Source organism: Brevibacillus parabrevis (assembly GCF_003710905.1).
Taxonomy (GTDB): domain Bacteria; phylum Bacillota; class Bacilli; order Brevibacillales; family Brevibacillaceae; genus Brevibacillus; species Brevibacillus parabrevis.
This window is the reverse complement of record NZ_RHHV01000002.1, coordinates 77,360-102,294: the sequence shown is the minus strand read 5'-3', so window position 1 is coordinate 102,294 and position 24,935 is coordinate 77,360. Positions and strand designations below refer to the sequence as shown.

Sequence of the window (24,935 nt, the reverse complement as noted above, 5' to 3'; positions counted from 1 at the left end):
CGCCCCTGACGCCGCAGCCATGTTGTTGTGCAGGAAAGCGAGTTTGTCATGCCTGATCACATCCGTTTCACCAGCCATTGTCTTCACACCCCCACTATAAAACAAAATGACTGACACCAGTCTGTCAGCCATTGTAGGAAAGCATCAGTTCCCGAACGTATTCTTTTAATTCTTCCCGCAGGAAGTGAGGTTCGACAATCTCGCAGTCCTTGCCAAAGCCCAGAATGAACTTCAGCAGCCCTTCCTCATACGGGAACGACTTCACTACGATGTACTGACTGTCCGTTCCTTTAGTAATACTCTCTTTGGAAAAATACTCGGTGAGCTGTTCACCAATCCGGCTGGAAAACCGCAATGTCACCGTAACCCCGCGTTCCTGATAGCTCGCTTCGATCGTTTTTGCGATCTCTTCTCGGGAAGCCGCTCTTTTTGCAAAAACTTCCCCGATGGTCAGGTTCCTCATCCGCACGAGCTTGAACCTTCTGTACTGATTGCGAATCCGGCAAAAAGCAACGAGAAACCAGTGCCCGGACGTAAACGCGATCTGCACAGGCTCTGCCACTCGGCACGCAGCATCCATGTTTCTGTTGATGTATTCGAAGTGAAGCAGCCTGTTTTCTGTGATCGCCCGGTTCATGAGCAGCAGGTACTCTCTCAGCTCCTCTTCCATGCTGAAATGGGACATGTCCACGCTCCACTTGTCTGCGGCGACACTGTCCCTTTTCCATGTATGCCCGAGCTTGAGCAGCACATCGTTAAACGCCTCTTTTTTGCCGAACAGAAAATCAAGATCGTTCACTACTGCCAGAAACAGATTGGCTTCTTCTTTGTTCAGAAACAGATTGTCTACCTGATAATGTTCCATCAAGTAGTACCCTCCGCCCCGTCCTCCAAGCGAAGCAATGGGAATGCCTGCTTCCCCTATTTTTTCGATATCCCGATAAATCGTTCGCAAGGAAACTTCAAAATGGTCGGCAAGCTCTTTTCCGGTGACCATCCCTTTTTGCGATAAAATGAGCAGCATGGATAACAATCGGTTTACTCGCACTCGCTTACTTCTCCAAAATAAAATCAGACATGACAACCTTCTCCCATTGTATCCCTTTCGGATTCACATTGGTATAAAGCGTGACCGAATCGGCGTTTTCGATGACGGCTTTCAGTTGAAAATTCATTTCTTTTTGCTGCAAATATTCATCGTGAAGCTGCTGGTAGTGGGGATCGCCCTTTTCTTTTGCCTCCTTGATGTAGGCGACGGTGTCCGGGTCTTTGTCAAAATTTTTGTACATCACTTTGTAGCCAAAAGTAGCTTCCACCTTTCCTGCCACATTCGACTCCTGATAATCAGACAACTCGAAACCGAGCAATTCGTAATGCGCGGAGAAAGCCTTTTTCGATTCTTCCTTCATATAGTTGAAGATTTGATTATACTCGGGAGAATTTTGTGCTTCCTCCACTTGGGACGTGCCTTTGCCTTCCGATATGGTTACTGGACTCTGATTGGCGGCTTGTTCCGGGCTGCAACCTGGCAAGCCCGCCACGACGACCAACGCAAAGCAGACGATGAGCGCTTTTTTCACTGGAAACTCACCCTTATGGACAGATTGGAATTTGCTTACAAGTTATACGATTCATCTGCCATTTATGTCTCTCCCTTTTTCGCTCGAAAAAACATTTGGACGAAAAAAAAGAACAAGACAGCCTGTTGCCTGATGCAACGACTGCCTTGCGCTCTTCCCGAATGTACTCACTGGGTCGCTTCCCACTTCGCAACCTCTTCGCGTACGCGCGGTGCGACTTCGCTGCCCAGGAGCCGAATTGCCTGCATAACCTGGTCGTGCGGCATCGTGCCCACAGGTACGTGCAGCATGAAGCGGGTAACCCCGACCTGTTTGCGCAGGTGAATGATTTTCGCTGCCACCGTCTCCGGGTCGCCGACATACAGCGCGCCTTCAAAGCTTCTCGCCGCGTCAAAGCTCGATCGGTCGTAATGCCCCCAGCCACGCTCACGTCCGAGTACGTTCATCACTTGCTGGGTTGGCGGGAAAAATTTGTCCGCTGCCGCTTCTGTGTTCCAATCGACAAAACCGTGTGAATGGGAAGCCACGCTCAGCTTTCGCGGGTCGTGGCCTGCCTGGATCGCTGCTCGCTTGTACAGCTCGACTAACGGCGCAAACTGCACCGGACGCCCGCCGATAATCGCGAGAACGAGCGGAAGTCCCAACAGTCCTGCCCGGATCACCGACTGCGTATTCCCGCCACTGCCAATCCAGACGGGCAACGGGTCCTGCACTGGCCGTGGATAAATGCCGAGATTTTGAATGGCCGGACGATGCTTGCCTCGCCAGGTCACCTTTTCCGACGAGCGGATTTTCAGCAGCAGCTCCAGCTTTTCTTCGAACAATTCGTCGTAATCGTTCAAGTCATAACCGAACAACGGAAAAGACTCGATAAAAGAACCTCGACCCGCCATAATCTCTGCGCGACCGTTGGAAATCGCGTCGAGTGTAGCAAAATCCTGAAAAACGCGCACCGGATCAGCAGACGACAGCACGGTAACTGCGCTGGTCAACCGTATCCGTTTGGTCTGTGGCGCAGCAGCCGCAAGCACCATCGCAGGTGAAGACGCCGCAAAATCTTCGCGATGATGCTCGCCCACGCCGAATACATCCAGTCCTACCTGATCGGCCAAAATAATTTCCTCGACGACTTCCCGCAATCGTTGCGCATGGCTGATGACCTCACCTGTCTGTGCATCAGGAGTCGTCTCTACAAACGTGCTAATGCCAATCTCCACCACAAAGCCCTCCCTCTTCTTCTCGCTCTGAATAATATCTTTATTTTAAGAATCTCTATCTTAAATTTCAAGTCTGCAACTGCATTCCCTCCATCAGCCTTCCACTTTTCCGCTTTTCGAATGCGTGTCGTACATGTCGCGTCTGAATAAAAAAAGGGACATCGTCGCTGATGTCCCTTTCTGCTGCATATTTATTTTCGCTCGCCGCTTTGTGCTTGCTCATCCAGCGGAACGGCTTTGTTAATGCCAAAAGCGTAAAAGCTAAGTGTCACGATCCCCAGGAACACGATCCCGGCAATCAGCGAGATGCGCGTGTCATCGTTGATCCACATTCCGACCAGCACCATCAGCAAAAAGGCGATGGTAATGTAGTTCGTCAGTGGAGCAAGCGGCATCTTGAACGGATGGTTGCCCAGTTCGGCCGCTTTTTGTTTACGGAATCTGATTTGACTGATCAAAATCACAAACCAAGGAATCATCCCTGGAAGCACGCTCGCGCTGTACACGTACACAAACAGATTTTCCGGCGCGATATAGCTCAGGATGACGCCGACACCCAAGCCGACGAGAACACCGATCGTTCCCAAAAGCGGTACACCATTATGGGACAGCTTGGTGAAAATTTTCGGCGCCTGTCCATTGACACCGAGTGTATACAGCATGCGGCCTGCACTATAAATCCCGCTATTACAGCCAGACATCGCTGCGGTGATGACTACGAAGTTAATCAGTCCCGCTGCTGCGGTAATGCCGATCTTGGCAAACGTCGCTACGAAGGGACTGCCGATCGACTGCAATTGATCCCACGGGTAAACGGTTACAATTACAAAAATCGCACCGATGTAGAAAATCAGAATCCGCCAAATGATGCTCTGGATCGCGCTGGTCAACGTCTTCTTCGGATCTTTTGCCTCACCAGCCGTAATCCCGATCAACTCAACCCCTTGATAAGCCCCGATCACTAATGACAAAGCGAAGAAAAAGCCTGTCCAGCCGCCGGTAAAGAAACCGCCGTTTTCCCACAGATTGGATAAGCCAATCGCATGACCGCCGTTGCCGATTCCGAAGAAAATCAGGCCAAGTCCGGCAATAATCATCAACACAATCGTAACGATCTTGATCATGGCAAACCAGAACTCAAACTCACCAAACGATTTAACCGAGAACAAGTTCGCTGCGCCCAAAATCACCATGGCAATAATCCCGGGAATCCAGGCTGGCAAATCAGGGAACCAATACTTCATATACGCCCCGACCGCGATAATCTCCGACATCCCGACGACTACCCACTGAAACCAGTTGCTCCAGGCCGTCAAATAACCAGCTAACGGATGAATGTACTTATGCCCGAAAGTTGCGAATGAGCCAGTGCTTGGCTCCACATACAGCATTTCTCCCATGGCGCGCATGATAAAAAATATAAAAATTCCTACAATTGCATAAGCAAGCATTACGGATGGACCTGTCCATTTGATCGTGCTTGCAGAGCCCATGAATAGCCCTACACCAATCGTGCCGCCCAAAGCGATCATCTGAATGTGACGAGCTTCCAGACCCCTTTTCAATTCTTTGTTTTCCACTTCGGTTCTTCTTCCTCTCTGCCTTGGCTAGCGTATGCTCAGAAAACTGTGGAACATGGGCAAACCATCCACTTCATGTGAGCTCTTGTAAAGCATTCCTAATAGTTGGTCAGATTATTCTTCTCCCTATTAATGCTTTACTTCAGCAACACTTGTTTATTGTAATACGTTTTTTTGATAATAACAATTATATTCCCTGGAAAAATAGCTGGTAAATCAATATATTCGGATTATATAAAATTAAAAAATATATGATAGATAAAATAAATTCTTTTGCACAAAAAGAAAACACCTTATGCAGGTGTCTCGCCTTAGTCTACGTCTTACAACACAATCTCAATCGACGTCCCCTGTCCTTCTTCGCTGCTGATGACAATCTCGCCTTGGTGTGCGTCGATGATATCGCGTGCGATCGCCATCCCAAGCCCCGATCCTTTGTGGGCATCGCCTGTGTTCGTTCCCCGGTAGTAGCGGTCAAAAATCCGCTCCAGCTCCGCCTTCTTGATCCCTTTCCCGTCGTCCTTGATCGAGATATGCACGCGTTCTTGCTTTTCCACGCTCACCTCGATTTTCACCTCGTCATGATTGTGGACGATCGCATTGTAAATCAGATTGTTGATCGCTCTCACCATCAAGATTTCGTCGACTTCCACGGGGATGAACTCTTCGGTTACCGTAAACTCAATGTGGCGCTTCGCATACTTGGGATCGTTCAGGATGTCGATCACGATGCCGCGCAAAAGGGTAACGATGTTGACCGTCTTCTTTTGAATGGACAGCTCTTTGTTTCGCAAGCGGGTCGTCAAATTGAGGTCTTCGATGACTTCTTTGATATACACTGACTTTTTCTCGATAATTCCTGCGTACTCCCTGATCTCGTCCCATGTAAACTGATAGTCCGGGTCCTTGATCATTTCCGAGTAGCCTTGAATCGAAGCAAGCGGCGTCTTCATGTCGTGGGAAATGTTGGCGATCCATTCCTCTTTTAATCGATCGAGCTTTTTGCGTTCCTTTTCGTTCGCCTGCAACTGGTGCGACAGCTGATTCAAGTTATCGAATACGTGCTGGTAGACGCCTTCCGGTTTGTAATGGACGTAAAACTGATTGTTCGCCAACTGCTTGATCCCGTCGATCAGCGAATGCATAGGCTGCGTAAGCCGCTTGCTGAACCAATAGCCGATCCACAAAGCGATCAGGATGTCGATCATAAAAATGATGAGTCCCACATTGAATGCGCGCAAGATAACCTGGTTGTCGTAGAAAATGACGTACCTGTTCAAGTCGCGATTTTCAATCCCGATCAAGTAGCTGTAGCGCTTTGCTGCACTTGCCTTTTCCCCGACGAAAACGGTCGTATCCCCATCTACTTCCTGGTATTTGTACATTTGAATCATGTCTGCGGGCGTGTAGTGCTTCTTTAGTCCGGCGGGCACTCGGTAAGTCAACACTTCATTGCCGTTTTCGTCCAGAACCTGTAGCCAGGCGTTTTTCTTTTGCAGCTCGTCTTTTCCTTCTGCGGTTATCGCGATGCTGTCTCCCGCTAGATCGAGCCGCTGCTCAAACTCTCTCGTAAATTGCTCGGGAGAAGCCGCCTGATCCTGAAAAATCGGGACGTCGAAGCCTTTTTGCGCAATAAATAATCCCAGCATAACGAAAAAATTGATGAAAATAACCAAAATCACAACCAAGACAACGGACAGCAAATACCGTCCTGTGACCTTCCACTTCATCCATCACTGCTCCTCGATCACCAGTTTATAACCCAAACCCTTCACGGTAATCAAATATTCGGGAGAAGAAGGCTGGTCCTCGATCTTTTCCCTCAGTCGGCGTATGTGCACCATGACGGTGTTGTCGATCCCGATAAAATCCTCGCCCCAGACCGTATCGTACAGCTTTTCCTTGCTGATGACTTTGTTGGCGTTTGCCAAAAAAACCTTCATCAGCCCAAGCTCCTTCGGCTTCAAGTCAATCGGACTGCCGTTCTTCAAAAGCTCTGCTTTTTGCGGGTCCAACTCAAACGGCCCAGCCTTGAGCACAGGATCTTCCTCGACTACAGGCTCAACGACCGCATAATCGGCTCTTCTCAGTTGCGCTTTGACCCGGTAGGCAAGCTCCTTGGGACTGAACGGCTTCGTAATATAGTCATCGCCGCCAATGGCAAAGCCCAAAATTTTATCAATTTCCTCGGTTTTAGCGGAGATGAACAAAATCGGCACCTTGGAAAAGCCTCTGATTTGTTTGCATACTTCATAACCTTCTCCGTCTGGCAGCATGATGTCCAACAGCACGAGGTCAGGCTTTTTCTCCTGAAATTGAGCCAGGCCGTCCTTGGCGGTGGTCGAAGTCCAGACGTGCTCGATCCCTTCTTTTTTCAGAACCGTTTGAATCAGCTTCAAAATATCTTCTTCGTCGTCAATGATCAGTACCTTTTTCCCGGACATTGCCGCTTCGCCTCCTTTAAAAACCGAACCCTTTTTATGTGAGAGTATGCCTGACCGCCCTCCATTTAGCAAGCCAAGCCGTTCTTCCATAGAGAAAAGGCGCAAAAAGACTTTTGCTGCCAGCCTTTTTGCGCGCGCCATGATTGCTTATTTCGCCTTTTGCTTGCCGTACGTCATAAAGCGCCACATCTTCTCCAATGGCCCCATCGCGAAAAATTTGAACCACACATTGCTGTAAATGATTTGGACGACGAAGATCAGGCTGGCGATGATGACGACATTCACCGGAGATACATACTCCAGCCCCATGATCGAAATGATCAGCAAGCCGATAAAGCTTTGCGCCACGTAATTGGTCAACGCCATCTGTCCGACCCGGGCAACTGGCGCGAAGAAAGCGCGAATCGCCGCATGCTCCAGAAGCAAAAACATCACAGCGACATAGAACAAGACCGTTGGAATCGTGCCAAGCGAAACGATCAGCTGCAAACTCTCGGCTGCTCCTGCCGAAGCAAACCACGTCCAGATCGCAAAACCAGCGACGACAGGCAACAAACCTGCTGCCAGAAGACGCAGCTGCTTTTTGCCTTCACCGACGCGTCTGATCAGATCAGCCTTTGCGACAGAGAACCCAGCCAAAAACATAGTGAAAATCAAAGTCCAATCACCGATGATCACATCAAGCACCGTAGACAGGACACCTTCTGTTCCGATCAGCTTGGCAATCAGCGCCACTACGTACACAGCGACAACTCCGGCGAGCCATTTGTTGATCGTGGCAAGCTTTGCCCGGTAAAACGGCAGCAGGAGAAATCCAATCAGTGCGTAAGCTGGCAAGATCGTGCCCCAAAAAATAAACACATGCACAATTCCGATCAAAAACATCATCAGCAAGCGCCGGGAAAAACGGCGCAGCGGCCTGTCTCCCCGCATCTCGGCCCGTGAAGCGAAAATGTAAAACCCTACTCCGAACAGAAACGAGAAAATCGAGAAAAATTTCTTTTCAATGAGAATGAGGGTAAGCGTATCAATCCATTGGTTCACTCCTGTAAATTCAGGAATGCTCATTCCTTCCGTCAGGACAATATAGCCTTTGACGTTAATAAACAACGCTCTTTTCTAAGAAATTGTTGCTTTTAGAAAAGCCGTGAGTTGCTTGATATTTATAGTACCAAGCGAAGCGTGCATTCACGGTAAATGGAAATCCTATAGACTTCCTGATTTTCATTATAGAACACACGTTTCCACAACAGCAATAGCAACAAAATTTGCGAAAAGAGCCATAAACAAAATGCCGAACAAGGCAAGACCCCGAATAATATCTAAAGCGACAATCCGTTCCTTTTGCGGGACAGAGGGATTCATTAGCTTGTGCTCCTTTCTTTATTGCAGTTTTTCGTCCGCTTTCTTTGGCAATTCTTCCTTCGTTACTTCCTGATAAGAAGTCACGCCTTTGCCCTCTTTCACAAACAGACTCAAGTATGCTTTTTCCCTCAGCTGTTTATCTGCGGTGAAAGTAAATGTCTTTTGACTGCCGTCCTGATCGTAGGCGGGCAATTCATATTCGTAGCGGACGAGTGTCTCTCCGTTGCCGATTTTGTCGACCAGCTTCTTGCCCTCTCCCTGAATTTGCGTATAGTAGACGTCTGCTCCCAGCCTGTTCAAATTCACTTTTTGCATAAGCGGCACGGCAGCAATCAGGATGACGGCAATGACGATCCACGTAATCATGCTCTTTTTCATGACTTCCTCTCCCAACCTCGTGTCCTTTTGATTGCTTCTGAGCCGATTATAGCTGCCCGTACCTTACAGCGTTTTAATCCGAACCTTAACGAATCCTTAAAAAAAGAACAGCAAACCTCGCTGAGAGATTTGCTGTTGCGGTTGCAGGACATATTCACTTTTTGCTCGGAACGATATCGGCGGCGGCATCAAAGTAGAAGGTACGCTCTCCCTTTTTCAGAAGCACGAGCAAAACGTGCAGGCAGAGCACAGCGACCATGATCGCCATGCACACGAAGAGGACGACGGTCATCCAGACGTGGATCGGGTAAAGAGCCGAATCCATATCGATCTCGACGCGATTCAGGATTCCAAAGAAAGTCGATAATCCCCAAGGCAAGTACAAGGCAAACGCCCTTTTTAACAGCGCCCTCCACGAAGGAACCTCTCCTTGCGGGCCTGCCAGCTTGAACCGCAGCAATCTCGTTCCGACTGTCTGGCCGCCCCATAGTAGCGGAAGGATGAAGTACACAACGAGGAAACCGACCGTGGTGTACACCAGCTCCATCACGTCATTGGACGAGAACAATCCGATCGTGACCAGCCAGACTGCCTGAATCAAGAAATAGTCGACCCACACTGCCAGCAATTGCGACAGCGGCGGCACCAGTCGGCTAGACTCGATTTTTGCCTTTTTCGCAAGCAGCGTCTTTTTGGACGGGAACAAGGCGAGAATGATCGGGCCAATCCAGTAGCCAGCAAGCGCGCCTGTGCTGTTCAGCATCAAATCGTCTCGTCAAAAATGCGGTACGGACAATTGTAGATGCCGTAAATCCCGGTTACCTGCGTGACTTCATAGAACAGGGAGAGGGCAAAGCCGAAGCCAAATGCCTTTTTCCAATACCGCTTGTCTTGCCAAAAATAGCGCAAGTAGACCCCGAACGGCAGCAGCAGCAAGAAATTGAAGGCTGCCTGCCAGAAAGCGCTCTGCTTGAAAATTTGCATGTACGTCGCCGGATTGGACAAGACGATCGCCCCATCCTTCAACGTATCTGTGACGAAGGAAAAAGGGATCAGCGAGTAATACACGGTATCCGCTGATTGGTAGGCGCATGTGTTGCGAGACTCCGGCAAAGGCAACAGCACCAGAAACAAAGCAGACAACATATAGTACATAAAAGAATAGGCCACGATGGAAGCCCACAGGCTCAAAAAGCCGTACTTCCGATAGCTGTAGATCAGCCAGGGAATGACCAGCACGAATCCCAGCAGGATGAATGCGATAAATGCCGTTTGAATCGGTATGAAATATGCCGACATGCTGCACCTCGTTTAATAGTCTTGGACGCTGGACGCCATTTGCGCCACTGGATTGACGCCCGCCCAGCTGTACGGTTAGTCTGTCTCGGTTGACCTTACAAAAATTATCATAGATGCTCGTCAGCGTGCAACGCAAAAAAGGATCAGCTGTCATCTTTTTGACAGCCAATCCGCTTTCTTTCTTGTCTTTACTTCGGTTCTTTGCCGGACCACACAAAACGCGGCAGACGGCTAAGCATGGCAGGCAAGACCGTCACATGGTCTTCCCCTGTGAACTTTATCCACTCCAGATGAAGACCTTGCTCGGCAAGCGTCGCCATACCCGCGGCGACTTCTTCTGCGCCTTCCAGCATATCCTCCAGCTCGTCAGCGCCAATGGTCAACAACAGTTGACGCTGATACTCGCCTTGCCAGCCCGCTTTGAACTGCTGCATTTCCTTGAGCACCTCATTGTTGGCCCACCAGACAGACGGACTGCCCGCCACGTAATGCGTAAACAATTGCGGCCTGGTGAACAGAGCATGCAAGGCAAACAATCCACCCAACGAATGGCCGACCAGCAATTGTCGGTTCGGATCAATCGGCCATTCCTTGGCAATCGCCGGCATCAGCTCAAATTCGAGAAAATCGAGAAACTGATCCGCTTCGCCATGCGGTGGCCACGGTCTGCCATCAGGCCGCTCGGGAAGCGACGCTTCGTCGACATGCATCGTAAAATCACGGCATCGCCGCTCCACATCAAACGGCTCGCGTGAAGGATACCCGATGCCGACAACCAAAATGGGGTCGAAGCCTTTAGGCTTGCGAGTCTGGAGCTTGACTGCTTCGGCAAGCGTCTGGAATAGCGCATCTCCGTCCAGGGCGTAGATGACAGCATACCCGCCGGGAGGTGCCTCATCTGCTGGATTCCCGAGCAAAATCCGGTATTCCAGCTGTCTTTTCGATGTCAGCTTGTATTCGTAGCAACGCTCCGGAATATGAGGTGTTTCGATCATCTTGTTCATGGCTGCATGAACCTCACCACATCGTCAATCACTTTGCTTTGGGCGATAAAACCGCCGCTCAGCCAGTAGTCATTGGATGTCTCAAATACGTGGCCGCTTTTCACTGCCGGGACGTTTTTCCATACGGCACTGTCCTTCAATTCCTTTAAAAATGCATCCCCCTGGTTGCCGTCGTTCACGAGAAAAATGTAGTCGGCATCCAGTTGAGGCAATATTTCCATCGATACTTCAAACGCGCCGTCTTTGACCAGCTTGCTCGGTTCAAAGCCCAAATCGTGGGCAAGCACATAGCCGCTGAAGTAATCGCTGTTCATGAAAAACATTCCTTTTGCGTTAAAGCGGATGATCGCGGCTTTTTTACCCTCTGCTTTTGCCGCAAGCTTTGCCTTTGCATCGGCTGCTTTGTCCGCGTAGTTTTTCAAAGCTTGCTCCGCCTTGTCTTCAACCCCCAGCAGTTTTCCCAACGTGCGAACCGAGCTGTTCAAATCAGTAGAGGCGCTTTTGAAAACGTAGGTGGGAGCGATTTTGGCGTATTTCTCATACGCGCCGTTTTCCGCCGAATACGAATTGTGCAAAATTATGAGATCCGGCTGCGATTCCAAAATGACTTCAAAAGAAGGGGTTCCGCCAGCGAAGCTGATCTGCGGCACGCTGCCAAGCTGGTCTTGCAAGTATTCTTGCGGGCTTACCCCGTTCGACCATTGCATCGCGGGCTTGATCCCGAGTGACAGCAGAGAATCCTCCATGACAGGTGCAAATACTTTGCCAGGCTTGGCTGGAATCGTCAGTTCATGACCAAGCTCGTCTTTTACCGTCAACGGGTAGGCAACCTCTGTCTGGGCAGTACCTTTTGCCGAATCGGTCGGAGTGCTCTCGGCTGCCGTCTGTTGCTTGCTGTCCTGTGGCTTGGCTGTTTCTGTACCGCATGCGGCAAGCAGCACGGATACGAGCAGCACGGTTGACAGCAGGGCCATTGTTTTGTGGGCGCGACTTGGTCGCTTGCTCCATCTCTTTATCATAAATAAGTCCCCCTCCTTGAATGATAACCATTCTCACAAGAAAGGATTATAGAAGAAAACATCAGGTGACTCCATGGACAGGAACAAGAGAAGAGGCTGGATTTTTCCCTGTTAGCATCAGCGTCGCTTCTTCCATCATCCGAATAATCGCCAGGGCGGAATACTCAAACCACGGGTTGGACGGAATGACGTACAGCTTGCTGTTTTTGACCGCCTCAAGACTTCTCCATTGCATGTGATACTGCAAGGAAAGCCAAAATTTTCGCGTCCGCGCGTCCGGGCAGATCAATACCAGCAGTCTGTCAGGATTAATGTGAGACAGTTGGTCGAGCGAAATCACTTCGTTGCACAGCTTTTTCTGCTCCGGGATCGTTGCCAGGGCCAAATCCTGGTACAGCATGTCGCGAATCCCCCTGTTGCTGTAAAGATAGATGTCCTCCCCGGAGATACGCAAAGTGACGAAAACGTCATTTCCAACTGCTTCGCGCACGCTTTGCCTGGCTTGCCCTGCGCTTTCCTCGTAGGCTTGCAGCCATTGCTCACAATCTGATTGTCTGTCCACCATCGCTGCCATTTCCCTAAGCTGCTCCCGCCATTTGGTTGCTTTGATTTCGACGCACTTAATCCCGGCTGTTTCAAGCTGACTGCGAATCGCCTGGTCGTATTCATGGTGCAAAATGAGCAAATCCGGCTTGGCCAAGCTCAGCTTTCTGAGGCTTTCCTCGTCCAACTCCGTCTCCGGTGAGCTTAAATGAATTGGAATCCGGTCTTGATAGTAATAGTGGTAAAAAGGACTCCATTTCGGATCAAGCGGAGCCGCAACCGGAACAATTCCCAGCGCGAGCAGATTTCCCGTCCCGGCCGTGGACGTGACCGCTACCCGCCTTCGCGTCTCCTTGCTGTATGCGGAAGGCGATACGCCGACTGCTTTCTTGAATTTTCTGCTGAAGTAAAACTCGTCCGTGTAGCCGACTTTTCGCGCCACTTCGTGCATGTACAAATCGGAATCGCGCAGAAGCTGCTTGGCACGCCCGATGCGCAGCTCCGTCACATAATCCATCACGCTCTGTCCGTACGCTTTTTTGAACGCATCTCCAAAGTAATTGGGGCTAAGTCCGGTCAACTGGGCCAGCTCATGAATCGATATAGGTTCGGCAAAACGGCTGGCGATATACTCCCGGACTTCCGCAAGCGACAAACGAGCAGCCATGCCGCTTTCCTTGCCTTGATTCCGTTCATTCCTGAACATGCTCAGCCACCTCCTGCGCTTTTTCATAGAAAATCGGTTTTATTCATGATATTGATAATCATTTTCATATTATTACTATAGTCCATCGCCTTATCGAAGACAATCGCGGGTAGCGACCACGCGACCCTCCCCGCAAAATACCACTCCCGGCCACCCCGAGCTGCATCTGCATGGGAACTCCTTTTTGTCTTATCATTTCCATCGCGGATGATCCGCTGCCTGTTGCGCTTTGATTATGCGGCGGGTGAAAAATGAAAAGCTGCCCGCAAAAGTGGCGAGCAGCTTCTGATAACCCGGTCGGTTGACCGTTATTTTTTGTTTGCTTTCGCCGACATGACTGAGACGATTTCGTCCAGCAGCAAGTCCAAGGTCAGCGGGTCATCGTAGTTGAATTTGCTATCCAAAATATACACGCGACCTTGCTGCACAGCCGGAATCGTCTTCCAGACGGAGCTGTCCATCAACTGTTGCTGGAGGGCAACCGTCTCGTTGCCACCATCCGTCAGCAGAAAAATATCGGTGCCCATATAGTCAGGGAGAACTTCGTTCGAGACATCCACGAAGCGCTCGTTTTTGTCTACAAGTTTTTGCGTTCCTGGTGACGGCTTGAAACCGAGCTGGCCGTATACCGTCGTATTCAGCCCTTGATTCCCCATCACATACATCTCTTTGCCCAAAAGCAGCAGCGATACGGCAGTCTCATCGCCTTTCAGTTGCAGCTTCTCCTTGGTCGCTTTTGCTTTTTCCTCGTACGCTTTGAACCAAGCTTCTGCCGCCTCCGTCCGTCCGAGCACGTCTGCCGTAAACATCACGCGCTCTTTGGTCGGTGTGGCATCGTCCAGCCCCGTGACGACAGTCGGTGCAATCTTCTCCAGAGCCGCCAGCCCTTTTTCATCCCAGTCGTCGAAAATGATCAGGTCCGGATTTAACGCCAATACTTTTTCCTGCGAGTATGGATAACCGACGTCTTCGATTCCTTTTATTTGTTCAGGGTAGGCAATCTGACTCGCAATGACGCTCAAGGTGGCGCCAATCGGCTTCACGCCGATCGCCAGCAAATCCCCCGGATTGCTGCCGACATAAACAACCCTCTGCGCTTGAACCGGGACCTCCACTTCGCGTCCCTGCACGTCTTTTACGACTTTTGTAGCCAGTTTTGTATCGGGAGCAGCGTCTTTGCTTGTCTCGGTACCCGCATTCGCTTTTCCAGCATCAGGTGCGGCAGGTGCAGTCGTTGCGCCGCAAGCTGACAAAAACGCCATCACGAGCAGCAGACCGAGCAGAGAAAGCAGGCGTTCCTTTTTAAACATAGCTGAATCAAAGCCCCTCTCCATTAATGAATAACGATCAATAAAGAAAATGATAATCATTATCACTAAAAGAGTATACATCAAGTGCTCATGCGGGTAAATAAAAAGAAAGCCCTATGCTCCCACCAGCCTATCTTTGCACAAATTCCGTAAAACTGATTTGGCTTACCTCGTACTCCGCACCTATGCTGGCCAGCTCGTTTGCGACCTTGGCAGCGACTGACTCCAGTCCTTTGAACACGAGCAGAGGAGCAGCTTCCAGATGAGCTTTTGCTTGCCCGTAATCGCATTTGAACCATTTTTTGATGAACAGCAGCGTCTTGAGCTTGTCAGCACCCGCACCTGTGATCATGACTTTGTTGTATATAAAGTCTTCCATCTCTTCTACGTCTGTTTCCGTGATGCTCCGCGGTCGCAGAGCGCTGCGCAGCAACTCCGACAGATTGTCGTACGCGACAGCAAAATCCCAGACTCCCCTGCCGTGTTCTGCGGTATAAATCACGGTGTCGCCTCTGGACAGATCGATGCAGTATGGATCGCCCTCGTCGTTAGCAATCACCAAAAAGCTTCTCGGCCAGTCCTCTATCACTTCATCTGTCACCGGATTGTAGTTGTACCCGAGCTGGCCATCCGGCAAATCCTTTGCCCCGTATATATCCAGGTTGATATAATCATCCGTGCTCCAGGACACAGATTGTGGAACATAGTGCTGTAAAAAATACACGTACTCCTCAGGCAGCGTCCATGTTTCCGTCACGCTTTTGATTGCTTGCTCGTCTGCTTCGGCAAGCAGTTGCATCGGATGTTTCGCGTAAAAGTCAGGGTCTTGTTCGCACATTGCTTGCACGACTGACCGCATCTGAGAAAGGATAGCATCGATTTGCGAATATACAGGTTCCACGCGGTTCACCACTTTGTCTGAAAATTGTCTCCCGAAATGACTCTCTTTCTTTTTCCACCATTCTCCAACATATTCCTTTGAAATCAGGGAAGTCTTTGAAAATGCTACTTGCGGCCTATCCGTAGCAGTCCCATGCCAGCCTGTCATCCACGAACAGACGAGCGGCTGACCAAGCAAACAGCCAAAATAAAACGGCCTCTCTTCCCGCAACGCAATGTGCAGGAGAAAGGCCGCTTGCTTATGATTGGATTAAAGAACCGTCTGCCGTCTACTGGACAGCAACCAGTTTATTGTCAAGCCCCAGCGTCTTTGCTGTGTTTACATGAATGTCATGCAACAGCTCTGGATTGTCCATCAAAGACATGCCATAAGAAGGAATCATTTCTTTAAACTTCGCTTCCCACTCGGTTACATGTTGCGGGAAGCATTTTTTGAGGACTTCCAGCATGACAGATACTGCGGTAGAAGCACCCGGAGATGCCCCCAACAAAGCTGCGATCGAACCATCGCCAGCCGTGATGACTTCCGTACCGAACTGGAGCGTTCCTTTGCCGCCAGCTTCGGTATCTTTGATTACCTGTACGCGCTGACCGGCAACAACCATATCCCAGTCTTCGCTTTTCGCATTCGGAATAAACTCGCGCAGCTCTTCCATGCGTTGTTCTTTCGAAAGCATGACTTGCTGAATCAGGTATTTGGTCAATGACATCTCTTTCGCGCCTGCTGCCAGCATCGTCATCACGTTGTTCGGTTTGACAGAAGTGATCAAATCGAACATGGAGCCGGTTTTCAGGAACTTAGGCGAGAAGCCAGCGAATGGCCCGAACAGCAACGATTTTTTATTGTCGATATAACGTGTGTCCAAATGAGGTACGGACATCGGCGGAGCGCCGACCTTGGCTTTACCGTATACTTTTGCATGATGTTGCGCCACAATATCCGGGTTTTTACAGACCATAAAAATACCACTTACCGGGAAGCCGCCAATGCGTCTTCCTTCCGGGATACCGGATTTTTGCAGCAAGTGCAGGCTTCCGCCCCCACCGCCGATAAAGACGAACTTCGCTTTATGGCGTTGAACACTGCCGTTATGCAGGTTTTTCACTTTCAGCTCCCAAGAACCGTCGCTGGCCCGCTTGAGGTCATCAACGCTGTGCTCGTAGTTCACTTCAACGTCTTTGCTCTTCAAGTGATCAAACAGCATACGCGTCAAGGCCCCAAAGTTGACATCCGTTCCAGAGTCGATCTTTGTGGCAGCAATTGGCTCGTCGGAGTTGCGGCCTTCCATCACAAGCGGAATCCATTCCTTCAGTTTTTCTGGAGAATCGGAGAACTCCATGCCTTGGAACAAAGGATTGTTTGCCATCGCTTCGAAACGTTTCTTCAAAAACGATACATTTCTCTCCCCTTGCACCAAACTCATATGGGGCAATGGCATAATGAAATCTTGCGGATTGCTGATCAGCTTGTTGTTCACCAGATAAGACCAGAACTGCATGGAAACTTGGAACTGCTCATTGATCTTGATTGCTTTGCTGATGTCGACCGATCCGTCTTTCTTTTCGCTGGTGTAGTTCAGCTCACAGAGTGCAGCATGCCCAGTTCCTGCATTGTTCCACTCGTTGGAGCTTTCCTCTCCTGCTTTTGAGAGCTTTTCAAACACTGTAATTTTCCAGTCTGGTACTAATTCCTTCAGCAGTGACCCTAGGGTCGCACTCATGATGCCGGCACCAATTAAGATAACGTCTGTTTGCATTTGTCTGCTACTCATTTTTACCGTCCTAACTCGCTGGTATTTGGAGAAAAGATGCAGGCGGCTCCTGATCTGGCCCCGTTGCAAGTCAGGGTGCTACCTAGTACACACCTTTTCTGGAATAATTACAACCTGTATATAGTGTAACACTTTTATCTTTAGAATAAAATATTTGCTATATATTGATAGTTATATGCTATTAAAGGTGCCTTAAATTTTAGTAATGATGCACTTTTAATAGAGACATACTGAAAAACGGTCATAAAACCTTATAAAGGCACAAAAACCAAAGCCACTGCTCGATGAGTTTTGCGGGGTTATCGGCAGGGTTCTTCCGTTATTTTGCCTTATAGCGGGATATTATATGATCGCATCGCAAAAAAGCGTTCGGGGATGTGTACAATTGCTTCGCCCCCCACGATATTCATGCCATCTACCCGTCTGGTCAAACATACATTGTTACATTCGATGGCCTGCAACAAGTAGCCTATGTCAGTCGGAACTTGATCACACAATTGTATAAAAGGATCAATTTTTACATATAGGCTGGTTGTTTGTGGAAATTTATCTGTTTTTGTCGAACGGTATTAAGCAAAAATCATGCAAAAATAGACTTTCACCAACAATAAATAATTTAAGAGAATACTGGAATTCTTACAAATCCGTTATGATTTTGCCAAATTATATCAAATGTTGTAAGATTGTAGCATAGGCGTCATAGTTTCAGAAGTTTGTTGATGGAGGTAATAAAATGTCAATTTCTGGCACATTTTCGAACTGGCTTAAAAGCACGCAATCGACCTTGCGGGACCAGGTTAAAAAGTTTCAGAATCGTGACTTTATGGATGCAGTCGTCGCGGGATGCGCATTGGTTGCCGCAGCCGATGGACAAATAGACTCCACAGAAAAACAAAAGATGGCCGCTTATATCAACCGAAGCGAAGAATTGAAAGTTTTTAATATGAACGATGTTATCGCCCGGTTCAACCATTTTGTCAGCGGATTTGAATTTGATCATGGCGTAGGCAAGATGGAAGCGCTCAAAGCAATCGGAAAAATCAAAAATAATTCGGAAGCAGCACGAGTTCTCATCAGTGTGTGTTGTGCCATTGGTGCAGCAGACGGCGATTTTGATGAGAAAGAAAAAATGGTAGTTCGGGAAATTTGCCAGACCGTTAATTTGAATCCAGGCGATTTCCAGCTGTAACCAACAAGCGGGATTGCCTTATACCAGAGGCAGTCTTGTTTTTTTATCGTATGGCGAATTGGGATGAAGAGGGGAGTCGTTTCTTTTTATGCGGCATTTTGATTACTTGCTAGAAGATGAAAGAGCAGAACTGTTCAGTATACACCCTCTTCCGATCAATCGAAGTACCGAAAAGGAAGTGCTGGCCCACGCACTGGGAGCAACGCTCTATATGCCAGCCATGCGGGCTACCATCTCCCAGGACGTCATGACCAAAAAACACGAAGGCTTGATTTCGATGGTAATTTGCCTGGAAGACGCCATCGGTGATCATGAGGTGCCTGAGGCGGAGCAATCGCTGATTCGGCAAGTGCGCGATATTTCCAGCCAAATGCGGCACGGCTTGATCCACCAGGACGATATTCCGATCATGTTCGTGCGGGTACGGGATGTCGCCCAAATGAACCGGATTGTCGATGAGCTGCAAGAAGACTTGATTTGCCTGACAGGGTTTGTGTTCCCGAAGTTTACCAGCCGCAACGCAGAAGAGTATCTGGAGGCGCTGGAATCCTGCAATCGGCATGTTTCCTTTCCCGTGTACGGCATGCCCATTCTGGAATCTGCCGACGTTATTTACAAAGAGACCCGGACAGCCGAGCTGCTCTCTATCAAAAATACGATAGACAAATATCGGCACCTCGTTCTGAACGTGCGCATGGGAGCAACCGACTTTTCCAGCCTGTTCGGATTACGCCGGGGGCCGGACGTGTCGATTTACGATATTTCCACGATTCGCGACTGCATCGGCGACATCGTCAACATGTTTACCCGCCAGGGCAGCGAGCACGTCGTATCAGGTCCGGTCTGGGAGTATTTTGGAACCGGAGAAAGATTGCTGAAACCGCAACTTCGCCAGTCTCCTTTTGAACAAAAACTCGGCGGTTCATCCGGGAGAAGGCTTCGCCAACAACTGTTGAATCACTGGCAGGACGGGCTGATCAAGGAAGTGTTGCTGGACAAGGAAAACGGCCTGACTGGCAAAACCATTATTCACCCGAGCCACATCAAAATTGTCCACTCCCTTGCAGTGATTACACGAGAAGAATACGAGGATGCCTGTACCATCCTGCAAAGCCAGACAAACGGCGTGACCAAGAGCCAATATGCCAACAAGATGAACGAAATCAAGCCGCATACGAGCTGGGCGAAAAAAATCATGATCAAATCAAAAGTGTACGGGGTGTTCCATGAACATAACAACTTTATCAACCTCCTCGCCCGAACATCAAATATTCAACTTCAATATTCTCGGTAATCTGGACATCACCATCCGCGTTCAGCAAAATCCGTATCAACTCCCGCCGGAAGCACTGTTTCAGATGGCTGCCCGCATTAACAAAAAACGAAGCTTTCTGTTTGTCAGCAAAGTTCTCGGCAAGCATTTGCCCGTTCGTCCCGCCACATCTGTGCTGAGCGGAATGGCATTGGCCGCCCGGCTCCTCGAAGAACGGTACTCCCTCGAAGTCGCAGAGCTGCCCGCGATTGTGCAAGGGATCGTCCACCAGGAAAAAAGCGATGAGATTCTTCACCAGCTGCTGCTGCATCCTTTTGAATTGCCCGAACCGTTGTTGTTCATCGGCTTTGCGGAGACGGCTACGGCACTTGGACACAGCATGTTCAGTGCGTTTGGCAGCAAGACCGAATACATTCATACGACCAGGGAGCGCATCAATGAGCTTCCGTCCACGATTGACTTTGAAGAAGAGCATTCCCACGCAGTAGCTCATCACTTTTATCCGGTAAATAAAAACTTGCTACGTTCTGAGTGCCCAATCGTATTAGTAGATGATGAGATTACGACTGGCAAGACAGCGTTGAACATCATTCGCGAGATTCAGCGTCACTTCCCGCGAAAGCAATACATCGTCGCTTCCTTGCTGGATTGGCGTTCGCAAGAGGATCATCGCAAATTCCAGGAGCTTGAAGCCGAATTGGACATCAAAATCACGGCCATTTCCCTGCTCAAAGGGGAGATTGAAGTAAACGGAGCAACAGGCGAGCAACCGACACAGCAAACAATCGTTGCCTCTGCCCACGCAGGCACAGCCCCGGTTGTTATCCCGCTGGAAACGGCTGCGCTGACCAAGCTGTCCTTTTCTTCCATCACTCCATCAGGGTTCATCAACACACAACCATACTTGCTGGAAACGGGCCGCTTCGGAATAACAGCCGAGCAGCAGCGTGAATTGCACGGCACACTTCGCGAGTTGGGACAAGCTTTGCAGCAATACCGCACAGGCAGGGCCTTATGTATGGGAACGGGCGAATTTATGTACGTTCCGATGATGATCGCCGCTTTTATGGGCGACGACGTCCTGTATCAATCGACGACGCGAAGCCCCATCCATCCGGCAGCAAAAGAGGCTTATGCCGTGCAAAATGCATTTTCCTACGAGAGCCCCGATGATCCTGCCATTCCCAACTTTATTTACAACATCCCGGAGCAGCGATATAGCGAGTTGTTCCTGTTCCTTGAACGCGGGACGAGCGATGAGCGGCTGAACAGTTTGTACGCAGCTTTGGCTCAACTGCCGATTCCGCACAAGTATGTCGTCATGTTTTGCTAACAGCCAAGAGAGGGGGAAACCGCATGGATCGAGGATCAGTATACGCTGTAGAACTTATGAAGCCGCCCCAAATGGGGAGCTATCCAGCAGAAGATGTTACCTTCCTGTTGAAAGATATCAGCGAATTGATGGAAGAAACCAACACGGAAGACCGCGAAGAACTGATTCAGGCAGGCACCCACTATTCGGAAATGCTTCCTGTTGAGTATCAGCCTTCTGCCGAGTACATCTCCTTGTTTCATCACGCCTTGCAGACGACGGCACGCAAAGTGGCGCTGGCGTCAGCAGTCGTAGCTGAATTGATTCTGGCGCGAAAAGGCAGGGAGCTTGTGCTGGCCTCGCTGGCGCGGGCCGGGACGCCCATTGGTGTTTTGATCCGCCGCTATTTGCGCCAAATTCATCAGCTCGATGCACCTCACTACAGCATTTCGATCATTCGCGGCAAAGGCATTGACGAAAACGCGCTGCACTACATTCTGGAACAGCATCCGGGCAAAAAGATTCAGTTCGTGGATGGCTGGACGGGAAAAGGGGCGATTACGTCCGTGTTGCACGAGGCGATATCCCGTTTCAATCAAAAGTACCTGCTGCGGCTTGATGCCGATCTGGCTGTACTCGCTGACCCGGGGCATTGCGTCCAAACATTTGGCACCCGCGAAGACTTTTTGATCCCCAGCGCTTGCCTGAACTCGACTGTGTCCGGCTTGATCAGCCGTACCGTCCACCGCGATGATCTCCTTGCAACTGGCGAATTTCATGGAGCCAAATTTTATCGGGAATGGATCGCAGAAGATGTCTCGAACTTGTTCGTCGATACGATCTCGGCCCATTTTGCCGATATTGCCGCCGAAGCCAAGGAACAAGCAGCCGAATTGATCCGCCATGAAGACGACTACGTGCCAACCTGGAAAGGAATGCACGATATTTCGCGGATTCAGCAGGAGCTGGAAATAGATGATGTCAATTTGATCAAACCGGGGGTTGGTGAAACGACTCGCGTACTCTTGCGCAGAGTGCCGTGGAAAATCCTCGTCGATTCAGTCGACAACCCGAATCTTGCCCATATCATCATGCTCGCCAAAGACAGGGGTGTATTGGTGGAGGAACGTTCGGATATGAGCTATTCCTGCTGCGGCATTATCCGACCGATGAGAGGGGAAAACCAATGATTTTTGCCAGCGATCTGGATCAGACGCTCCTGTACGGAACGCGCTTCCTTGCAGACCATACACAACCGTTTCAGGTGGTCGAGGTGCTGGACGGCGCGCCTATCTCGCACATGTCTGACCTGGCGATTCACTTGCTTCATGAGGTGCACTTGCAGTGTTTGTTTGTACCAGTAACTACAAGAACGATTGAGCAGTATAAACGCATTGCCATTTTCCAAAACGAGCTTGTACCGCGCTATGCCATTACGAGCAACGGCGGCCATGTGCTTCGTGACGGACAAATCGACGAGCAATGGAGCCGTCAGGTGCGCAGTAAAATGATCAACGAATGCGCAGCAATCCACGACATGCTGGCAGGCTTCGCCCGGATCAGCCACGAGCAATGGGTCATCCGCGAGCGAATGGCTGAAGATTTGTTTTTCTACAGCATCATCGATCGCGAAAAAATGCCTGTCGACGAACTGCGCGACTTCGAACAGTGGGTCACTGAGCAAAACTGGAGCATGTCCATTCAAGGCCGAAAGCTCTACCTCGTACCGCAAGCCGTAAACAAGCGCGATGCTTCCCTGTACGTGTGCGCATTGGAACAAGACGATCGGATGATTGCTGCCGGCGATTCCCTGCTGGACATGCCGCTTTTGGAAGCAGCACACCTCGCTGTCGTTCCTCCGCACGGGGAAATCTATCAGCTTCGCGGCCACAATGATGCCGTAGCCAGCTTTCATTTTACGCAAGCATCAGGAATGAGCGCTTCCGAGGAGATTTTGCAGACGGTTCTCGCCTCCTTGCGCCAGGAGCTGCGAGCACGCTAGACAAGAAACGCGGGAAATCGACCGAAAAAGTTACAAATCAGGCATAAATTGAAGTTTTTTGCAAATTTATGTAGATTTTATCGTCATGCAATGAAATAATCGAATTGTAATCTGCAAAAGAATGGGTGAAAACCCGGACAGAGTGGAGGGTGTACATGTCAGTTATCAGTTTGCAAAAAGGGCAAAAAATTGACCTGACCAAAGGAAATGCTGGCTTGAGCAAAGTGCTGGTTGGACTTGGTTGGGACCCGGTGAAAAAATCGGGAGGACTGCTTGGCGGACTGTTTGGTGGTGGACAAGCCAACATCGATTGCGATGCTTCTGTCATCATGCTGAACGAAAACGGAAAATTTACAAAAGAAACAAATCTCGTCTATTTCGGAAATAAGAGAAGTGGTTGTGGCAGCGTCGTTCACTCCGGAGACAATTTGACGGGTGATGGCGATGGAGACGATGAACAAATTTCTGTCGAGCTTTCCCGCGTCCCTGCCGATGTACACAAACTCATTTTCGTTGTAAATATTTACGATTGCGTCAGCCGTCGCCAAGATTTCGGGATGATCGGCAACGCGTATATCCGCATCATGAATCCATCTACCACCCAGGAACTGTGCAAATTCAACCTGACAGATAACTACGCAGGGAAAACGTCGCTAATCGTGGGTGAATTGTATCGCCACTCTGGTGAATGGAAATTTGCTGCTATTGGTGAAGGAACAGCAGATACTTCGATTTCCCATCTTGTCGGACGATACACATAGCTCTTTGCCGGTTGTACTTCCCATCACAATAAAACCCCAATTATTAGGAGGAATCACACATGGCCGTTTCATTGCAAAAAGGACAAAAAGTAGATTTGACCAAAACAAACCCTGGCTTGACCCAAATCAAAGTCGGTCTTGGTTGGGACACCAACAAGTACGATGGCGGCGGCGAATTTGACCTCGATGTATCCGTATTCCTGCTGAATGAACTCGGAAAAGTGGAAGACGACAAACATTTCGTATTCTTCAACAACCCGCAAAGCCCTGACGGTTCCGTGGTTCACTCCGGAGACAACCGCACTGGCGCTGGAGACGGCGATGACGAAGTAATCGAAATCGACCTGTCCAAAGTATCCGCAAGTGTACAAAAGGTTGCTTTCACCATCACAATCTACGACGCGGCTACCCGCAACCAAAACTTCGGTCAAGTATCCAATGCGTATGCGCGTGTACTGAGCGCAAGCAGCGGCGAGGAACTGATCCGCTACGACCTCGGCGAAGATTTCTCCGTTGAAACTGCTGTAGTTGTTGGCGAACTGTATCGTCATGGAAGCGAATGGAAATTCAGCGCAGTGGGTGCAGGCTACAAAGACGGTCTCGCAGGACTGGCTCGCGATTACGGTGTAAACATCGGTTAATAACCCATTACGATTTGTGGAAAGGATGAACTCCCCATGTCAGTAATCAGCTTATCCAAAGGTCAAAAAATTGATCTGACGAAAGGTAATCCTAACCTGACCAAATTAGTCGTTGGACTTGGTTGGGACACGAACAAATACAATGGTGGCTCTGATTTCGACCTTGACGCTGCGGCGTTTTTGCTCCGTGCAGGCGGCAAAGCGACTGGCATTCAAGACTTCGTTTTCTACAACAACATGCAAGGCGGCAACGGCTCCGTTACGCACACAGGCGACAACCTGACAGGTGAGGGCGACGGGGACGACGAGCAAATCAAAATCGATCTGACCAAAGTACCAGCGGAGATCGAAAAAATCGCCATTACTATCACGATTCACGATGCCGAAGCGAGAAGACAAAATTTTGGACAAGTCTCCAACGCCTTCGTTCGCGTCGTTGATGAAACGACAAACCGCGAAGTTCTCCGCTACGATCTGGGCGAGGATTTCTCCGTAGAAACGGCTATCGTCGTGTGCGAACTGTATCGCCACCAGGGCGAATGGAAATTTGCTGCTGTAGGCAGCGGTTTCTCCGGCGGACTTAAAGCGCTTTGCAATAACTTCGGATTACAAGCAGGGTAATTCGTCAACCTGAGGATGC

The 24,935-nt window shown here is 49.6% G+C and carries 24 protein-coding genes; 8 read left to right on the top strand and 16 right to left on the bottom strand.

Going from position 1 to position 24,935, the window contains the following annotated elements:
- Positions 1-124: 124 nt before the first annotated feature.
- The 16 genes from EDM60_RS01100 to EDM60_RS01030 form a co-directional block, all read right to left on the bottom strand.
- On the bottom strand, positions 125-1,048 hold the full coding sequence (locus EDM60_RS01100; RefSeq protein ID WP_122962296.1) for a helix-turn-helix transcriptional regulator: 924 nt from the start codon (positions 1,046-1,048) through the stop codon (positions 125-127).
- A gap of 4 nt (positions 1,049-1,052) precedes the next feature.
- On the bottom strand, positions 1,053-1,580 hold the full coding sequence (locus tag EDM60_RS01095; protein ID WP_122962295.1) for a hypothetical protein: 528 nt from the start codon (positions 1,578-1,580) through the stop codon (positions 1,053-1,055).
- 167 nt (positions 1,581-1,747) lie between these two features.
- Positions 1,748-2,797, bottom strand: a complete 1,050-nt coding sequence (locus EDM60_RS01090) for an LLM class flavin-dependent oxidoreductase (protein WP_122962294.1) — start codon at positions 2,795-2,797, stop codon at positions 1,748-1,750.
- Between the two features lie 191 nt (positions 2,798-2,988).
- Positions 2,989-4,377 carry an amino acid permease gene (locus tag EDM60_RS01085; RefSeq protein ID WP_122962293.1) on the bottom strand — a complete coding sequence of 463 codons (1,389 nt, stop codon included), beginning with the start codon at positions 4,375-4,377 and terminating at the stop codon, positions 2,989-2,991.
- A 323-nt stretch (positions 4,378-4,700) separates the two neighbouring features.
- Positions 4,701-6,107 (bottom strand): sensor histidine kinase, encoded by a 1,407-nt coding sequence (locus EDM60_RS01080; protein WP_122962292.1) that lies wholly within the window; start codon positions 6,105-6,107, stop codon positions 4,701-4,703.
- A 3-nt stretch (positions 6,108-6,110) separates the two neighbouring features.
- Positions 6,111-6,821 (bottom strand): response regulator transcription factor, encoded by a 711-nt coding sequence (locus tag EDM60_RS01075; RefSeq protein WP_122962291.1) that lies wholly within the window; start codon positions 6,819-6,821, stop codon positions 6,111-6,113.
- Between the two features lie 147 nt (positions 6,822-6,968).
- Positions 6,969-7,931 carry a DUF418 domain-containing protein gene (locus tag EDM60_RS01070; RefSeq protein ID WP_244226798.1) on the bottom strand — a complete coding sequence of 321 codons (963 nt, stop codon included), beginning with the start codon at positions 7,929-7,931 and terminating at the stop codon, positions 6,969-6,971.
- A gap of 273 nt (positions 7,932-8,204) precedes the next feature.
- On the bottom strand, positions 8,205-8,564 hold the full coding sequence (locus EDM60_RS01065) for a YxeA family protein (protein ID WP_122962290.1): 360 nt from the start codon (positions 8,562-8,564) through the stop codon (positions 8,205-8,207).
- Positions 8,565-8,718: 154 nt separating this feature from the next.
- Entirely contained in the window at positions 8,719-9,327 is a 609-nt protein-coding gene (locus tag EDM60_RS29015; RefSeq protein WP_233454155.1) for an RDD family protein, read from the bottom strand.
- Positions 9,327-9,863: a VanZ family protein gene (locus EDM60_RS29010; protein WP_233454154.1), complete on the bottom strand. Its 537-nt coding sequence runs from the start codon at positions 9,861-9,863 to the stop codon at positions 9,327-9,329. Before EDM60_RS29010 ends, EDM60_RS29015 begins: the two co-directional genes overlap by 1 nt.
- A 188-nt stretch (positions 9,864-10,051) precedes the next feature.
- The gene (locus EDM60_RS01055) at positions 10,052-10,867 is read right to left on the bottom strand and encodes an alpha/beta hydrolase (RefSeq protein WP_122962289.1); all 816 of its coding nucleotides are present in this window, start codon (positions 10,865-10,867) and stop codon (positions 10,052-10,054) included.
- A complete protein-coding gene (locus EDM60_RS01050; RefSeq protein ID WP_122962288.1) occupies positions 10,864-11,886 on the bottom strand; it encodes an ABC transporter substrate-binding protein in 1,023 nt (340 codons plus the stop codon). The genes EDM60_RS01055 and EDM60_RS01050 overlap by 4 nt, the downstream gene beginning before the upstream one ends.
- Positions 11,887-11,947: 61 nt before the next feature.
- Positions 11,948-13,135, bottom strand: coding sequence for an ABC transporter substrate-binding protein (locus EDM60_RS01045; RefSeq protein WP_122962287.1), 1,188 nt, complete (start codon positions 13,133-13,135; stop codon positions 11,948-11,950).
- 308 nt (positions 13,136-13,443) lie between these two features.
- Entirely contained in the window at positions 13,444-14,445 is a 1,002-nt protein-coding gene (locus EDM60_RS01040) for an ABC transporter substrate-binding protein (RefSeq protein WP_167470225.1), read from the bottom strand.
- A gap of 130 nt (positions 14,446-14,575) precedes the next feature.
- The gene (locus EDM60_RS01035; protein ID WP_233454153.1) at positions 14,576-15,346 is read right to left on the bottom strand and encodes an SMI1/KNR4 family protein; all 771 of its coding nucleotides are present in this window, start codon (positions 15,344-15,346) and stop codon (positions 14,576-14,578) included.
- Between the two features lie 268 nt (positions 15,347-15,614).
- Entirely contained in the window at positions 15,615-17,159 is a 1,545-nt protein-coding gene (locus EDM60_RS01030; protein WP_256436830.1) for a malate:quinone oxidoreductase, read from the bottom strand.
- A gap of 691 nt (positions 17,160-17,850) precedes the next feature.
- Here EDM60_RS01030 and EDM60_RS01025 point away from each other — a divergent pair.
- The 8 genes from EDM60_RS01025 to EDM60_RS00990 all read left to right on the top strand — a co-directional run bounded on the left by EDM60_RS01025 (position 17,851) and on the right by EDM60_RS00990 (position 24,916).
- Complete coding sequence (locus EDM60_RS01025; RefSeq protein ID WP_063231626.1) at positions 17,851-18,306, top strand: tellurite resistance TerB family protein; 456 nt, start codon at positions 17,851-17,853, stop codon at positions 18,304-18,306.
- An 88-nt stretch (positions 18,307-18,394) separates the two neighbouring features.
- Complete coding sequence (locus EDM60_RS01020) at positions 18,395-19,600, top strand: HpcH/HpaI aldolase/citrate lyase family protein (protein WP_122962284.1); 1,206 nt, start codon at positions 18,395-18,397, stop codon at positions 19,598-19,600.
- Positions 19,533-20,912 (top strand): phosphoribosyltransferase family protein, encoded by a 1,380-nt coding sequence (locus EDM60_RS01015; RefSeq protein WP_122962283.1) that lies wholly within the window; start codon positions 19,533-19,535, stop codon positions 20,910-20,912. The genes EDM60_RS01020 and EDM60_RS01015 overlap by 68 nt, the downstream gene beginning before the upstream one ends.
- A gap of 23 nt (positions 20,913-20,935) precedes the next feature.
- Positions 20,936-22,081 (top strand): cysteine protease StiP family protein, encoded by a 1,146-nt coding sequence (locus EDM60_RS01010; RefSeq protein ID WP_122962282.1) that lies wholly within the window; start codon positions 20,936-20,938, stop codon positions 22,079-22,081.
- On the top strand, positions 22,078-22,893 hold the full coding sequence (locus EDM60_RS01005) for an HAD family hydrolase (RefSeq protein WP_122962281.1): 816 nt from the start codon (positions 22,078-22,080) through the stop codon (positions 22,891-22,893). Before EDM60_RS01010 ends, EDM60_RS01005 begins: the two co-directional genes overlap by 4 nt.
- A gap of 155 nt (positions 22,894-23,048) precedes the next feature.
- Positions 23,049-23,654: a TerD family protein gene (locus EDM60_RS01000; RefSeq protein ID WP_122962280.1), complete on the top strand. Its 606-nt coding sequence runs from the start codon at positions 23,049-23,051 to the stop codon at positions 23,652-23,654.
- 59 nt (positions 23,655-23,713) lie between these two features.
- Complete coding sequence (locus EDM60_RS00995) at positions 23,714-24,295, top strand: TerD family protein (protein WP_063231632.1); 582 nt, start codon at positions 23,714-23,716, stop codon at positions 24,293-24,295.
- Between the two features lie 36 nt (positions 24,296-24,331).
- Positions 24,332-24,916, top strand: coding sequence for a TerD family protein (locus tag EDM60_RS00990; RefSeq protein WP_122962279.1), 585 nt, complete (start codon positions 24,332-24,334; stop codon positions 24,914-24,916).
- The last annotated feature ends 19 nt before the right edge of the window (positions 24,917-24,935 follow it).